Origin of the sequence: Rhodococcus sp. 06-1460-1B (assembly GCF_002258475.1) — a bacterium.
GTDB classification, from domain to species: domain Bacteria; phylum Actinomycetota; class Actinomycetes; order Mycobacteriales; family Mycobacteriaceae; genus Rhodococcoides; species Rhodococcoides fascians.
This window is the reverse complement of sequence record NZ_NOYS01000023.1, coordinates 1-13,963: the sequence shown is the minus strand read 5'-3', so window position 1 is coordinate 13,963 and position 13,963 is coordinate 1. Positions and strand designations below refer to the sequence as shown.

Sequence of the window (13,963 nt, the reverse complement as noted above, 5' to 3'; positions counted from 1 at the left end):
TGGAGCAGCGCGCAACAGGAGGTACCGGTGTCCACAGACGCAGCAACGGCAGCGGAGACCGTGGGTGGAGTCGATCGGGACCGACTCTCGCGGGCTCTCACCGCAGCCAACCTGCCCACGCTGGTGGCGGTGCTCTATCAGTTGACCGGCGATCCCAGGTGGCTCGCCGATCCGTACCGCCCCACGCGTAGTCGAGGCATGGACAACAACGACACGGGCGGATTCGACGACGCAGTTGCCGACCGCATCCGCGCCGCAGCGCTCGACGCGATCTGCGCGTTCCACGAGGGTGAGCCCATGGCGGTGCCCTCGCCCGATTCGGAGCACCTCGTCGAGATGATCAGCGTGGCCGTCGGTGAGCAGGTTCCTCCCGAGTTCGGCGTCATGGTCGCCGAGGACATGGGCTTCACCGCCTCGGACACTCCGGTGGCCGCGCCGAACGATCTGTCGGTCATCGTGATCGGTGCCGGTGTCTCCGGAATGCTCGCCGCCATCAAGCTGCACGAGGCGGGCATCAACCACGTTGTGCTGGAGAAGAACTCCGATGTGGGCGGCGGCTGGTTCGAGAACATCTACCCCGGTGCGGGTGTCGACACCCCCAGTCACCTGTACTCCTACTCCTTCGCCCCGAGGGCCTGGAGCACCCACTTCGGCAAGCGCGACGAGGTGTGGCAGTACCTCAGCGATGTGGCCACCGAACACGATCTGCGGCAACGCATTCGCTTCGACACCGAGGTGGCGACCGCCGAGTACGACGCGCAGCGGCAGGGCTGGACCGTCCGTACCGTCGATGGCGAAACCCTGACCGCCGACGTGGTGATCACCGCGACCGGTCAGCTCAATCGACCGAAGGTGCCTCACATTCCCGGGCTCGAGTCGTTCGACGGGCCGATCTTCCACACGGCGAACTGGCCGGCCGATCTGGATCTGACCGGCAAGCGCGTCGCCATCGTCGGAACCGGGGCCAGTGCCATGCAGGTGCTGCCGGCCATCGCGTCGACGGTGGGGCATGCGACGGTCTTTCAGCGCTCGCCGCAATGGGTCTCGTCGAGCGATGTGTACTTCACCGAGATGGGCGACGACGCCAACTACCTGATGGATGTCGTTCCGCTGTATAGGCTTTGGTACCGGACAAGGCTGGCCTGGAACTTCAACGATCGGGTGCACAGCTCGCTGCAGGTCGATCCCGAGTGGGAGCATCCGCAGCGCTCGATCAACCCGATGAACGACGCCCATCGACGCGTGTTCACTCGCTACATCGAAGCGGAGCTCGAGGGTCGCCCCGACCTGATCGAGAAGTCGCTTCCCGATTACCCGCCCTTCGGGAAGCGGATGCTTCTCGACAACGGCTGGTACGCCGCGCTCAAGCGCGACAACGTCACGCTCATCGCCGACGCCGTCGCGTCTATAACCTCGAATTCAGTTGTTGCGCGGGATGGTTCGGAGACCGAGGTCGATGTGGTTATCCTCGCGACGGGGTTCGAGACCCACAAGCTGCTGACGCCGATCGACGTACGCGGACGATCGGGGGAGTCCATCCGCGATATCTGGGGCCCGGAAGATGCGCACGCCTATCTCGGCATCACCGTCCCGGACTTCCCGAACTTCTTCATCACCTGCGGTCCCGGAACGGTACTGGGCCACGGGGGCAGTTACATCACCATCGCCGAATGTCAGGTGCGCTACATCGTCGATGTGTTGATCGACATGGTGGACAAGCGAATCGGAGCCATCGAGTGCAAAGCCGACGTGGAGGCTGAGTACGTCCGCAAGCACGACGAGGCGCACGCGAAGATGATCTGGTCGCACGGCGGCATGGGCAACTGGTATCGCAACGACGCCGGACGTGTGGTCTCGACGTTGCCGTGGCGCATCGTCGACTACTGGGAGATGACGAGGCGAGCCGATCTCGACGACTTCGTCCTGGAGCCTCGGCTGGACGAGGCTCGCTGATCGGTTGGATGTCGCCTGAACGCCGTTAGTACCCGAGACCGTGTGGGCCCATAACGCCGACGATGACCGAATTCCGTGCAAGGCTCGACGGTGCACACACACCCGAACGATCGAATGGAGCGCGCGTCGATGGAACGAACGGCAGTCAATCCGGTGCGATGGTCGGTGGACATGGGATTCAACCAGGGGGAGGTCGTCTCGGGGCAGGCTCGGACGCTCTACCTCTCCGGCCAGACGTCGACGGGCGATGACGGCTCACCTCAGCACCCCGAAAACATGGGTGCGCAGTTGTCCCTGTGCCTCGACAACATGGAAGCCGTTCTGGCCGAGGCGAATATGTCCCTGGCAAATCTCGTTCGGCTCAACGTCTACACCACCGATGTCGACGCGTTGCTGCCGCACTACGGCGACTTGGCAGCGCGACTGGGCGCGGCGGGCGTCAAGCCGACCAGCACCCTGCTCGGGGTGACCCGGCTCGCGATCCCCAGTCTGCTGGTCGAACTCGAGGGCACCGCGGTCGGGTAGATCGACTACCGGGCTATGGCGAGGCGGGCCGCGACCCCGTCATGGAGGCCCCGTCTGGACGGGGCTCGCTGATCAGTTGGATGTCGCCTGCTGCATCGAGAGCACGAATCCGTGTCCACCTCCCGCGTCGCAGATCATCGCTTCGACGCGGGAGAAGCACGTGAAACCGTTGGAGGTGATGGATGTGTTGTACTCCAACACTTTCTGCCCCTCGGCACCGAACACCCCCTGGTTGAAACACGTGGGCGTGACGTGCCCCGGGTCGAGATAGAAGCCCTTCGACAGCATGCCGACGGTGAACGTGGTGTTCGGTGCGCAATCAGCTTCGGCACCTGCAGGCACCGGAGCATCGGCGGCCTGACAGCCGGAGGAGAATGGGCCCGACCCGATCTTGCAATACACGTTGCCGGACGGGGACTTCCACGCAACCTGATTGTCGGGCACCGAGTAGGTGGCCGGGTCCACTGGCGTGATGGGTGCGGTGTTGTTCGCCGGATCGGCAGCCGTCGGCTTCGATTCGGTTGCCTGAGGCGCTTGTGTCGCAGTACCGGCATCGTCACTGTCGGAGTCCGTCGGTGCCGCGATGGTCACCTGCGGAGGTGCCGGCATCTGCACGGCCGCACTGGTGGATGGGGCCGGGTCAGCAGCGGGTGTTTCCTGACTGCTGCACGCCGTCAGTGCAGCTGTGGTGAGCACTGCGGTCAGCGTGAGTTTCCAGAACTCCCTCATCAGAATGCGATATTGACGTCGCGGGAGATCATGAAGCCTCCGTCGCCGTCGTAGCAGGTGATGCCGGCTTCGTCGGAGCGGCAGAAGGTGCCGGTGACGCCGATGATCTGGCCGTATTCCAAGACTCGAGGGCGTTCAGGTCCGCCGACGAAGATCCCCTGGTTTGTGCAGATCTGTTCGACGGTGCCGTCCTGGTTGATCTTCGCCCCGTAGGTGTTGTTCTCGGTGTTGAGGCACTCGCGGCCGGTGTTGCCCGGCACCGAGTAGCGGACCTGGCAGCCCACAATGGTCCCAGGCGCATTGGAGGAGTTGAATCCGCAGAACACGTTCCCGCTGGGGGACTGGAAGGAGTATTGGCTGCCGGCCTGCTCGAAGTCACGTGCATCGACGTTGGCGTCGTCACGGTTGGGCGCGGGCGCTACGGCTGGTGGGCCCTCGCCGGTGGGGATTGCTTGTACTGGGGTGACTACGTCGGGAGCCTGCCCGAATCCGCCTGAGCCGCTGCCACCGTCGGAGTCGGAGTACGCGTTGGCCGACGGAGCCGCCGCGCTGGTGACGGGCGCTGCTTCGGTGCTCAGCTGCTCCTCGGAGCCGCAGGCGGTGACTGCAAATGCGGTCGCTGCGATCACTGCGCATGTGGCCACGAATCTGCGGGTTCGACTCATTGGTTCGTCCTCACCGGTGGCTGCGGAGTGCGTCACCTCTGATCAATGAATCGAACGGGCCAAGTGGTCTGTTAACGTCTTTCGTGTCACGACCCCGTCACGAATCGGTATACGAGTGGTCCTTTTGTCGCATTTGCTGCGAGGGTGGGTCGACGAAAGAGTCAAGAACCACTTGATGTTTCAGCTTCAACCTGGGGTTCTTGGTTCGGTGATACGTGCGATCCGGTATTTCGTGGTGCGACATGAGCGAAAGGTATGCAGTATGCCAAAGTCATTGCGGCGAGCGGTAGTAGCGACGGCACTCACTGTTCCCTTGGTGTTCGGCATCGGAGCGGTGACGGCCGTGGCAGCGCCACAGACCACGTTGCTCCAGATTCCGGTCGTCACCGGTTTTCAGATCGCTCCGGGCGCAGTGCCGGGTGGGCTGTTCCAGACCATTCCGATGAAGGCCACGGTCGGTACCGAGCCGGGTGTTCTGCTGTTGTCCGCGGCGAATATCGCGCCGTATGCAGACCAGTATCCGTACCGAAGTCTCGGCGTGAACTGGCGAAACTGGGACATCGGGTTTCGTGGAAGCGCGGGACTGCGGCATTGGCAGGACAACCCCAACCCGGGCCCGCCCAACGACCTGCCGCCGCTACACAGTGAGCAGTACCCGCGCGAAGTAGCTCTGCCCACCGGAAGTGGCTGGGTCGAGATCACCGTGACCCACTACCGCGATTACTACGACGGCGAGCCCTACGCCGACACCCTGATCCCGGGCAAGGGTCTCATCTACGTCCCCTGATCCGAACGCGTATCGAAAGGCAAACAATGCGAACATCTTTACGACGCGGAGTAGTAGCCCTAGCGCTCTCGGTACCACTGGTCCTGGGGGTGGGCGTCGGTACGGCCACGGCCGCGCCCACTACGTCCGAGCTACTGGTACCAGTCGTCACCGGTCCCGAATTCGGCCCGGCAGGGGTCCCAGGAGGACTTGTCCAGACGATCCCGATCAAGGCAACGGTGGGTGAGAAGCCGGGTGAGGTGCGCTTCGCTGCCGCCGACATCCGGCCGTACTACTACCAGTTCAATTACCGCTTCCTGACGGTGAACTGGCGCAATCTCGACACCGGAGCCGTCGGAGCGGTCGATGTGCGGCACTGGGAAGCCCTCGAGAACCCATCACTACCGATCAACGCGGAGCCGAGATATCCGGTCAATCTGCCTCTCGAAGTGACCGCGCAGACCGGGGCGGGCCCGGTGGTCGTGACGGTCACCCACAATCGGGAGCAGTGGCAAGCCCCGCCGGCATCGAACGCCCTCATCCCCGGTTTGGGTCTGTTGTTCGTGCCCTGACCCGCGGTTTCGTAGGCGGTCAGGTGCCCAGATCGCCAGCGATATCCGCGGCAGCGAGCATCGAACCCAGTAGTGGTACAACTCGTTTGGCAGCGATTCGATAGCCTCCGCGGCCGTGCTGCTCCACGATGTTCGCCGAACTGAGGGTCTTGAGATGGTGATAGATCTGGCCGGAGGAGCCGACTCCGACCGCTGCGTGTAGATCTGTCGCGTTCGCCGGGCCTCGCAACAGCGTTCGCACGATCTGAGGTGGTCGCGAATACCGGACCGGGTCCTGTCGTGGTGACGGTGATGCACACCAAGGGCTACTCGAACGGCGGCCAATGGGGCTCTCCGTATCTCGACACCCTTCTCCCCGGCGCTGGACTCGTGCTCGTTCCCTGATCCGACAACACACGAAAGGCACGTAATGCAGCGCTCGATTCGAAATGTCGCAGTAGCCCTAGCGCTCTCGGTACCACTGGTCCTGGGGGTGGGCGTCGGTACGGCAACGGCCGCGCCCACTACGTCCGAGCTACTGGTACCAGTCGTCACCGGTCCGGAATTCGTCCCGGCAGGGGTCCCAGGCGGACTTATCCAGACAATCCCGATCGAGGCAACGGTGGGTGAGAAGCCGGGTGAGGTGCGCTTCGCTGCCGCCGACATCCGGCCGTACTACTACCAGTTCGCGTACCGGCACCTGACGGTCAACTGGCGCAACCTGTCTACCGGTGAAGTGGGCTCCGCCGGCTTGCGACACTGGAACGATGAGATCGATCGGACTCAACCTGCCAATCAGGGTGGTTCGCAGGCCTATCGCCTGCCGACCGAGGTGACGGCTCGAACGGGTGCGGGTCCGGTGTTCGTAACGGTGACCCACGACCGCGAGAATCCTGATGCGTCGAATGCCCTCATCCCCGGCGTGGGAGTGGTGCTCGTTCCCTGATTCGTATCGATACTCAGCCGGCATACTGATACAGACGTTGGCCGCCCAAATTGGCTGTGAGGCAACCAAATTGGACCGGTCTGGTGCGCGACATGATGTTGGTTAAGCCGTCGCCAGTTGCGCCCTTGGATAGTTTCGACGCTGTTGTTGTCCATCAACAACGCTCGACGAGTTGGTGCTGAAGTCTCAGTGGCCGAAGAACTCTTCCTTGAGTCGGGCGTGTAGGTCAGCCACGGTGACGGAGTACGTGGCTGATGCGTGGTGCAAGGTCTCCACCGCGGCGCGGTAGGGGTCGGAGTCCTGCGCGCTGTAGAGCGCCGGTATCGCCATGTGCCGCGGGCTTGTCGGATAGTCGTAGGGGTTCCCCGGCGTTGTCGACAGAGAGGGTCGTCCGACGAAACTGGCAGAGCTGGAGACGATTTCGTCGCCGGCTTCCTGGTCGGCCGAATCCAGCTGGGCGAACGCCAGACCGATATTGGCTATCTCGTCGAACGGCGCGGGCATCGCGCGGCCTTCGCGAAGTGCGGCAAGAGCGGGACTCACCCACGATGCGGTAGACAGACGAGCGTGGTCGGTGGCTGCTTCGGCGCACCACACGGCAATGGAGCGCGCGGTGGTCTCCGATGCTTCGAGAATATCGACGATCAGATCCCTGTCGAGCCGAACCAGGCCCTGGCCACCGTTGTAGGTCGAGACCTGGGGGATCGGGTCACCACCCCACTCGGCTGCGCGGCGTTCTGCGGCGCGGGCGTCGAGTTCGCTGCGCTCGATCAACCGACCGGGCTCACTGTCACTGGCGAATTGCCAGATGAATGCGGGACGGTCGTCGTCCGGTTCGGGTTCCGGGGGAGGTTCGGTGTCAGGGGGGACTCCGTAACCGGGCATGTCCCAGCGAACGGCGGGGCGTGGTTCCACGCCGTCGTCTGGCCACAAGCGGACGCGCCACTCGTCACCGGGCGTCGTACTGCCCGGCCAGCCGTAGTTCACGAAATTGCGACCTGCGATCTGCACCACGTAACGGCCGGGTGGGACGGAACACTCGACGGAACTCATCGGAGTCGAGTCGATCTGCAATATGCCATCAGGTCCGATTTCGAGCCGTTCCTCGCAGACCTGCTGCCAGCTGCTCTCGTCGCTGTGTGGGCGGGTGCCGAACACTTCGATGTCGATGGGCATCTCGAAGTTGTTCTGGTGTGGACTGAGCACCACTACCGTCGACCCGTTACTTGCACTGGGTTGAATGGCCATTGCTCGCTCCAGAAGCGCCATTTCACTCGGATCGGCCTCGCCGCCACGGAGATAGAACTGACCGTGATCCATGGCCAGCACCACATGCTGGGTATGGGCTGGCTTGTCGGGAGCATCCACCCCTGCACAGTGCCATAGGCCGAACCCACCGTGAACGGTTTTGTCCGACGAGCCGTGTGTCGGCCTGTCTTCACGTAGCCGACGACCGAGGTCGTCTCACTGTGCAGAGAGACTCGCGCACCTACGTTGGGAAGAAGATTGTTCCGGTCGAGGGTCATCGATCCGAGCTCGGTCGTTCAGAACAATGTGGGCGCGGTGTAGCGACCGTGTCGTGCTTCGTTCAGTCGGGCGCTCCAGCGCTGCACGAGCCACATTTCGACGAGCTCGGGGCTCGTGCCGATGTCGGTGGCCCATGCGGTGATGAGTTCGACGTAGCGGTCGTAACGGCGTCGAGTGAAGCCGGTGACGGACGGGTCTTCGAGCCATCCTTCGTGGATGAGGGTCGAGACTCCGTATTGGTCGATCAGCTGCGCCGGGCCGCCGTAGACCGACGCCTTCACAGCCCACAGGAACGTGGCCATCAGGGACATCCCGACGCCCGGTGCATCGGGCCATCCGGACCAGGTCGAGTTCGGATGGTCGGGCACTGCGCGGTTGCGTACGCAGCTGTCGAGCACGGCAAGCGTTTTCGCGACGGGGTTCTCGTCGGGACGGCTGAGATGCGGGTTCATGACGTCGGGGAATCGTCGCATCGCTCTTCGGTGCCGATGGCTGCCCTGCCACGCCGCGCAGAGAAACAACAAGCCGAGCGAATCATGTTCGCCTACAGCCAGATCGGTTCCGATACGAAGATCGTTGCGCTGCAACGTGGCACCACCGTATTCGACGATCTCTCCGTCGAGGTTGCGGCCGCGCAGCCGGAGGTCGTGACCTGCGCGGTCGAGGTGGCCGTTCCACCAATCGAGGTCCACCTCCACACCGTCGTCGAGGACATGCAGGTCGTAGCTGCGGTGCTGACACCACTGCACACAGGCCGTGGGCGGCGGGAACCCCTCGTCGAGTCGTGACATACCGCCATCGAAGCATCGGGTACCGACAGACTCCGTGGAGTTCTCGATGTCCCTCACGTTCAACTTTGCGCATCGCTATCAGCTTTGTGCGTACCTGATGAGACAGACGGGCGCGGACCTGATCGCGTCGTCGGCGGAGGGAGTTTTGCTTTTCCCGACGGCCGAATCGACGAACACTTCACCGTTCAGAATCACTTCGTACGAGTAGTCAGCGTTGATTGGCGGCGGAACACAGCTGAGATTCGGAAGCCGTTGATCCGAATTGTTGAGAAGGCACCGTGCCGAGTCTTCGACGGCGGAGGAAATTCTGGGATATCGAGCCGCATACGACAACACAGCACCGCAGGTATTAGCTAGGCTTTGAATATGTCAGTCGCTGGAGATGTGCCAATACATTCGGGTCAACTTGTTCTGCTTAGTTCCGTTGGACGTAGCGAGCACTGGTTGCAAGACTGGCTGGCCGCTGACCTGTCGAGACTAGGTCTAGGACCGCTTACGATCGTCGAGCAGGAACAGACTCAGACCGGTGGCGGGAGCCTGGATTTACTCGCTGCATCCGACGACACTTACTACAGTATCGAAGTGCAGCTAGGCGAGGTGGATGCCAACCATGGTTTTCGGGTGTTTGACTACTGGGCGAGGAACCGTCGGCGATTCTCGGACAAGAAGCACGTCGCAGTTTTGGTGGCTGAAAGTGCATCGGGCCGCTTTCGAACTGCTCTCGAGGAATTAGCTGACCTAGTTCCGTTGCTCGTCGTGGAGTTGCGATCGTGGAGAGGGGCCAATGAGGTAGTAATGATTTCGGATCTAGTCGTCCAGAATCCAAATCTCGACCTCAGCGGCACACCGCTGGCTGTCACTGGTGGTGCGACCCGAACTGAGGAGGATTGGCGTGAAGGCATGACCACTTTGGCGTGGGAATTTCACGGTCTGTTTCGCGATTGGGCGACCCAAAACGTCGGTAAGATTTTCGTCGATTATTCACCCAAGTCCTACGTTGGCATTCGCGTGGGCCGCAGAGTCTGGGCACCGCTGTGGCCAAGGCAGGACGGCGCATACGTCTACTTGCCCGATCCCGATGGATCCCGCGACGCGGAGTCACCCGCGTACAACTATTTCCGTGAACTTCTGGAAGACTCTGGGGTCTCTCTCAGCTGGAACCCCAGCTACAACGCGGGCGCTAATCCGATCTCACTTCGCTTACGCGCGCCGGACCTGGAGAGCCAGTCGGTTCAGCGGCTCCTGCTCGCTTCGCACGCCTCGATTGCCCCCGGCGCGGTCCCCTGGTCTGTTGCAAATCAACCGACAATTCCGACTGCAGTCGCCGCGGATCCCGATAGAGACGTCTGACCAGGCAACTGCTGCGCTCTCGGACTCTCTCGCTTCGACGCGTGCTTGGAATTGGAAACAACCGACAGCTATCCGGGACACATCACGCGAAGCACGTGTAGATGGCGACTCTGGCAATCAGGTGGTCCCATCACCCTGGCAAGCGACACGAGGCTCGGTACGGCAGTCCCTCCCGACATGCTCGACGTGGTCTTACGGTGCATAGCAGCGGTCGATGTGCGGGAGGCGATGGTGCTGATCAAGAGCCAGGGGTCGACGGAGTCCAACCACGATCGTTTGCGCAGATTGCGCGGGACGCGGGTGAAGCGAACGGTCGTCAATCAGTTGTAGAAACGGGGACTGAGGTCGTTGGAGAGGGAGGCTGGGAGGCTTGTGAACGCGCTACTTCCGGGAGCGTGAATCAGTCGCTCGTACTGCTCACGCCGGTTGTACGAGAAGTCCCTGCGAACTGTCGGTCCCGTATGGAACTGTGGGGTCTGGTTAGCCATCAGAACGAACAGGGGAGTGCCGGTGCCGGTTGCCGACAATGCAGTCGACAGGCCACTCGTCGACGTGGTGATCGACGCCATCGACGCGGACAATGACCTGTCCGACGAGGCCAAGTACTTCGTTCTCGCGGCCCTGGAAGGGCCGACGTCACTGCAGGAGCTTCTCGACGGCATCTCGACCCCGCACGTTCCGGAGCCGTCGGGGAGTCAGCTCGTCGAAGAGCCGGTCGGTGCGTTTCTGACCTCGATCACTGTCGCGGGATTCCGCGGTATCGGGCCCAAGGCAGCGCTGGAGCTACACCCCGCGCCGGGCATCACGATCGTCAGTGGCCGCAACGGATCGGGAAAGTCGAGCTTTGCCGAGGCCCTCGAATTCGCGATCACCGGTTCGAGTTACCGCTGGGAGAACAAGGCCAAGCTGTGGGCCGACACCTGGCGCAATCTGCATCAGGGAGATCCGTGTGAGGTGCGGGTAGGGCTCACGATCGAAGGGTCCGAACCGACGGTAGTCGGTGTCGACTGGACCTCCGATGCCGCGCTGAAGGGATGCTCCACCTGGACTCAGGTGGGAAAGCAGAAGCGCAGCACGGGTACCCATGCACTTGGGTGGAAGTCTGCCGTCGAATTACATCGCCCGATCCTGTCTTACGACGAAATCGGCGGACTGTTCGACGCGACGCCGTCCACCCTGCACGACGCCCTGGCCAAACTCCTCGGACTCGACGAGATCACCGATGCCGAGAAGCGACTGGCAGCGGTACTCAAGGAGATCAAGGGGCCCCGGCAACGAGCAGCAGAGAGCCTGCGCCAGCTCAAGACCTCGTTGTCGGATGCATCGGATGATCGTGCGAAAACTGCTGCAGCCCTGGTCAAGAAGCGGGTTGCGGATCTCGACGCGGTGCTGGCGCTCGCCACCGGAGCCGACGCATCGGCATCGCCCGCGCTCATCGGTTTGAAGCGGCTCGCAGCGCTGAGCGCCCCGACGCAGCAGCGTGTCGACGAGGTAGTGGCCGAGCTCCGGGCAGCTGCGGCCGATACCGCGGATTCGGCTGAAGAGGCACTGTCGGCGGTGGAGCAGCGCAACGATCTGCTCGATGCGGCACTGCGACTGCACAGTGAGACGGGCACTATCGAGTGCCCGGTCTGCGCGACGGGGACGCTCGACGATGCGTGGGCCGAGCACTCGCGCGCGCAGCTTGTCGAGCAGAGCCAGAAACTGGCCGCCTACAAGAACAGCCGCCGCCGACTCGACCAAGCGCAACGCGCCGCAGTCGAACTGGGGAACGAAATCGCCGACGCCACCGCGGTGGAGGGCGTCGACCTGCCTTCCTTGTCCGAGTATCGAAAGTCCGTCGCCGTGGCGCGAGAGCAACCGTCGAGTTCCTCCGGTATGGCGGATCACTTGGCGACGACAATGCCCGCGGTCATCGAGTCTGCTGAGGCGCTGCGCACCGAGGCCAAGGAAGCGGCTGATCAGCGTGAGGACACGTGGGCACCGATTGCTGGACGTCTGGCCGCGTGGGCAACTCTCGAATCCACGGCGCGAGAGGCGGATGAGGTCGTCAAGAACGTCGACGCCGCCAAGAAGTGGATTGCCTCGCATGCCAAGCAATTGAGGGATCAGCGGCTTGCTCCGATTGCCGAGCAGGCACGCGACATTTGGGCGGAGTTGCGTCAGGAAAGCAATGTCGACATCGGTGCCATCAACTTGGTGGGCCACAACACCAGCAGGCGAGTGGTGATGACCGGCTCGGTCGACGGCGTGGAGTCCGAGGCACTGTCGGTGATGAGTCAGGGCGAGCTGCATGCGTTGGCATTGGCGCTGTTCATACCGAGAGCGACTACGCCGAACAGTCCCTTCCGATTCATCGTGCTGGACGACCCGATCCAGGCGATGGATCCAGCGAAGATCGACGGCTTCATCAAGGTGCTGTCGACGCTCGCGAAGACCAGGCAGGTCATCGTGTTCTCGCACGACGACCGATTGGCCACTGCGATCAGGCAACTCGCAGTCGATGCGCGGCTCGTCGAAGTGATGCGCGAACCAGGTTCCAACATCAGTGTTTCCGAGACACAGAATCAAGCAACCCGGTATTTCAACGATGTGCGAGCATTGGTGTTGGACGAGTATGTGCCCGAGGACGTCAAGCGGCGAGTTGCACCCGGCTTGTTCCGATTGGCTCTGGAATCGGCCGCGCAGCAGGTGTTCTACGCAAAGCAACACCGTGCGGGGGCGTCGCGGATGGTGACCGAGGAGCGGTGGTCGTCAGTGCACAAGACGCGCAACAAGATTGCGCTGGCCGTGCACCAGGATTCCGAACGCGATCTATCGCAGTGGCTGGGCTTCCGCACCGAACGCTTCCCGACGCTCCACATCGCCAATGCCGGTACCCATAACGGTGCCGATCGACCGATCACCTGGGAAGTGGTCAACGATCTGAAGAAGATGGTCGACGGGATCCTCGCCGAATGACTACTTTAACGTCGCCGGCAGTAGCGCTGAGGAACGCGGAATTGCTGCTCGACGGAAGTCATGGTGCTGCAGGCGGGTCTGCACGCTTGGCCGCGTTCCTCGCTCGCCAGGCGTTGGAGGAATTGGTCATCGAGCGTTGCGTGGCTCTAGGCGTGGATATCGAACGGCCGAGCATGCGATCGCGGTTGGTGATCTTGAGGTCGTTGGACACCACGGAACGCGCGGACGCCGCGTCGGTGGCGTGGAACAGGCTGAGCAATGCTTGCCACCACCATGCGTATGAGTTGGCACCGACGGTTGCTGAAGTCAGGCACCTGTGTGGGGTGGTGGCAACGCTGCTCGAAAACCGATGATCCACGAAGTAGGAGACCGAGTTGGCCAGGGACGATCCACACATGCCCGATCTCATCACGCAACGGGACTCGAGAACCGCAATTCGATTGTGGAAGCAGTACTTTGCGCTCGATTCTCAAGGAAGGCCGAGCTTCAGCGGCTCGCAGTTCGAGAGGTTTCGGGGCGGCGGCGATACGGCGACCCGGGACGTGTTCACCTCCGATGACCTGGTGGCGGTCTCGCTACTGAGCGTCAATGTTCCCGCGCAGTCAGCGTTGCGTATTCTTGGCCCGGACGCCGACCGCTGCAGTGCACTACTCGAAGCGATCCCCACAGGACTCACCCTCGCGGATTCGCAAGAGTCCACTATTGGCACGGGGTCGTCTGCGGCGCAGCTATGGCGCTTGTTGCGTCAGTCCTCGACTCCGAAGCGGGGCGCACATGACGGAATCGGCAAGACGACGACCAGCAAACTTATCGCCCGGAAAAGACCTGAACTGATTCCAGTGTGGGACAGCGTTGTGACCAGCCTGACTGGTCAGGACAGCAAGGGCAGCTGGGCATGGCTGAGATCGGAGCTACGCAGCTCCGATTCATCACTCGACACATGGATCAGAGACACCGCGCCGAGCGAACTGATCGACATCTCCACCATTCGGCTGTTGGACATACTTCTATGGATGGTGGGTTCAGGTCGAAGCTGAGCGTGGGACAAGTGCGCGAGTGGCCTTCACTGGCGCGATCGGCGACACCGGCTACGGGTCGACGATGATAGTGCCCCATGGGGTGGTGTAATTCGGATCGGTGAACCATCCGGTTCATGATCAACGAGTTGTGTTGTATGTTAGGCGCTTTCGAGCTGAGGT

General features: G+C 62.4%; 15 protein-coding genes. 10 read left to right on the top strand and 5 right to left on the bottom strand.

Annotation, left to right across the window (positions count from 1 at the left end; all coding sequences use genetic code 11):
• Positions 1 to 27 precede the first annotated feature (27 nt).
• On the top strand, positions 28 to 1,953 hold the full coding sequence (locus tag CH268_RS12610) for a flavin-containing monooxygenase (RefSeq protein WP_255182379.1): 1,926 nt from the start codon (positions 28 to 30) through the stop codon (positions 1,951 to 1,953).
• Between the two features lie 129 nt (positions 1,954 to 2,082).
• On the top strand, positions 2,083 to 2,478 hold the full coding sequence (locus tag CH268_RS12605; RefSeq protein ID WP_094664391.1) for a RidA family protein: 396 nt from the start codon (positions 2,083 to 2,085) through the stop codon (positions 2,476 to 2,478).
• 72 nt (positions 2,479 to 2,550) lie between these two features.
• On the opposite strand, the gene CH268_RS12600 is transcribed toward CH268_RS12605, so the two are convergent.
• Together CH268_RS12600 and CH268_RS12595 are read right to left on the bottom strand one after the other, a co-directional pair.
• Positions 2,551 to 3,207 (bottom strand): hypothetical protein, encoded by a 657-nt coding sequence (locus CH268_RS12600; RefSeq protein ID WP_094664389.1) that lies wholly within the window; start codon positions 3,205 to 3,207, stop codon positions 2,551 to 2,553.
• Positions 3,207 to 3,872: a hypothetical protein gene (locus CH268_RS12595; protein WP_094664525.1), complete on the bottom strand. Its 666-nt coding sequence runs from the start codon at positions 3,870 to 3,872 to the stop codon at positions 3,207 to 3,209. Before CH268_RS12595 ends, CH268_RS12600 begins: the two co-directional genes overlap by 1 nt.
• A 262-nt stretch (positions 3,873 to 4,134) precedes the next feature.
• Between CH268_RS12595 and CH268_RS12590 the strand changes: the two genes are divergently transcribed.
• Both CH268_RS12590 and CH268_RS12585 read left to right on the top strand, forming a co-directional pair.
• Positions 4,135 to 4,659 carry a hypothetical protein gene (locus CH268_RS12590; RefSeq protein ID WP_094664387.1) on the top strand — a complete coding sequence of 175 codons (525 nt, stop codon included), beginning with the start codon at positions 4,135 to 4,137 and terminating at the stop codon, positions 4,657 to 4,659.
• A 26-nt stretch (positions 4,660 to 4,685) separates the two neighbouring features.
• Positions 4,686 to 5,210, top strand: a complete 525-nt coding sequence (locus tag CH268_RS12585) for a hypothetical protein (RefSeq protein ID WP_094664385.1) — start codon at positions 4,686 to 4,688, stop codon at positions 5,208 to 5,210.
• A 19-nt stretch (positions 5,211 to 5,229) separates the two neighbouring features.
• Here the strand turns inward: CH268_RS12585 and CH268_RS28220 are convergent, their stop codons facing one another.
• Positions 5,230 to 5,451, bottom strand: a complete 222-nt coding sequence (locus tag CH268_RS28220; protein WP_255182378.1) for a helix-turn-helix domain-containing protein — start codon at positions 5,449 to 5,451, stop codon at positions 5,230 to 5,232.
• An 8-nt stretch (positions 5,452 to 5,459) separates the two neighbouring features.
• Here CH268_RS28220 and CH268_RS28215 point away from each other — a divergent pair, with 8 nt between their 5' ends.
• Together CH268_RS28215 and CH268_RS12575 are read left to right on the top strand one after the other, a co-directional pair.
• Positions 5,460 to 5,594, top strand: a complete 135-nt coding sequence (locus tag CH268_RS28215) for a hypothetical protein (protein WP_255182377.1) — start codon at positions 5,460 to 5,462, stop codon at positions 5,592 to 5,594.
• Positions 5,595 to 5,619: 25 nt separating this feature from the next.
• Positions 5,620 to 6,135 (top strand): hypothetical protein, encoded by a 516-nt coding sequence (locus tag CH268_RS12575; protein WP_094664383.1) that lies wholly within the window; start codon positions 5,620 to 5,622, stop codon positions 6,133 to 6,135.
• A 186-nt stretch (positions 6,136 to 6,321) separates the two neighbouring features.
• Here the strand turns inward: CH268_RS12575 and CH268_RS27905 are convergent, their stop codons facing one another.
• On the bottom strand, positions 6,322 to 7,503 hold the full coding sequence (locus CH268_RS27905; RefSeq protein ID WP_176457934.1) for a hypothetical protein: 1,182 nt from the start codon (positions 7,501 to 7,503) through the stop codon (positions 6,322 to 6,324).
• 176 nt (positions 7,504 to 7,679) lie between these two features.
• Positions 7,680 to 8,453 (bottom strand): 8-oxoguanine DNA glycosylase OGG fold protein, encoded by a 774-nt coding sequence (locus CH268_RS12565; protein ID WP_094664381.1) that lies wholly within the window; start codon positions 8,451 to 8,453, stop codon positions 7,680 to 7,682.
• A 444-nt stretch (positions 8,454 to 8,897) separates the two neighbouring features.
• Between CH268_RS12565 and CH268_RS12560 the strand changes: the two genes are divergently transcribed.
• The 4 genes from CH268_RS12560 to CH268_RS12545 all read left to right on the top strand — a co-directional run bounded on the left by CH268_RS12560 (position 8,898) and on the right by CH268_RS12545 (position 13,801).
• A complete protein-coding gene (locus tag CH268_RS12560) occupies positions 8,898 to 9,803 on the top strand; it encodes a hypothetical protein (protein ID WP_094664379.1) in 906 nt (301 codons plus the stop codon).
• A gap of 510 nt (positions 9,804 to 10,313) precedes the next feature.
• Complete coding sequence (locus tag CH268_RS12555; protein WP_255182376.1) at positions 10,314 to 12,764, top strand: AAA family ATPase; 2,451 nt, start codon at positions 10,314 to 10,316, stop codon at positions 12,762 to 12,764.
• Positions 12,761 to 13,117, top strand: a complete 357-nt coding sequence (locus CH268_RS12550) for a hypothetical protein (protein ID WP_094664375.1) — start codon at positions 12,761 to 12,763, stop codon at positions 13,115 to 13,117. The genes CH268_RS12555 and CH268_RS12550 overlap by 4 nt, the downstream gene beginning before the upstream one ends.
• 42 nt (positions 13,118 to 13,159) lie before the next feature.
• Positions 13,160 to 13,801: a DUF6308 family protein gene (locus CH268_RS12545; RefSeq protein WP_255182375.1), complete on the top strand. Its 642-nt coding sequence runs from the start codon at positions 13,160 to 13,162 to the stop codon at positions 13,799 to 13,801.
• Positions 13,802 to 13,963 lie beyond the last annotated feature (162 nt).

Bases quoted from the DNA above. Each gene is read 5' to 3' on its own strand.
- CH268_RS12590 (WP_094664387.1), top strand. From the start codon at position 4,135: ATGCCAAAGTCATTGCGGCGAGCGGTAGTAGCGACGGCACTCACTGTT.
- CH268_RS12550 (WP_094664375.1), top strand. From the start codon at position 12,761: ATGACTACTTTAACGTCGCCGGCAGTAGCGCTGAGGAACGCGGAATTG.
- CH268_RS12605 (WP_094664391.1), top strand. From the start codon at position 2,083: ATGGAACGAACGGCAGTCAATCCGGTGCGATGGTCGGTGGACATGGGA.
- CH268_RS12575 (WP_094664383.1), top strand. From the start codon at position 5,620: ATGCAGCGCTCGATTCGAAATGTCGCAGTAGCCCTAGCGCTCTCGGTA.
- CH268_RS12565 (WP_094664381.1), bottom strand. From the start codon at position 8,453: ATGTCACGACTCGACGAGGGGTTCCCGCCGCCCACGGCCTGTGTGCAG.
- CH268_RS12545 (WP_255182375.1), top strand. From the start codon at position 13,160: ATGCCCGATCTCATCACGCAACGGGACTCGAGAACCGCAATTCGATTG.
- CH268_RS12600 (WP_094664389.1), bottom strand. From the start codon at position 3,207: ATGAGGGAGTTCTGGAAACTCACGCTGACCGCAGTGCTCACCACAGCT.
- CH268_RS12595 (WP_094664525.1), bottom strand. From the start codon at position 3,872: ATGAGTCGAACCCGCAGATTCGTGGCCACATGCGCAGTGATCGCAGCG.
- CH268_RS12585 (WP_094664385.1), top strand. From the start codon at position 4,686: ATGCGAACATCTTTACGACGCGGAGTAGTAGCCCTAGCGCTCTCGGTA.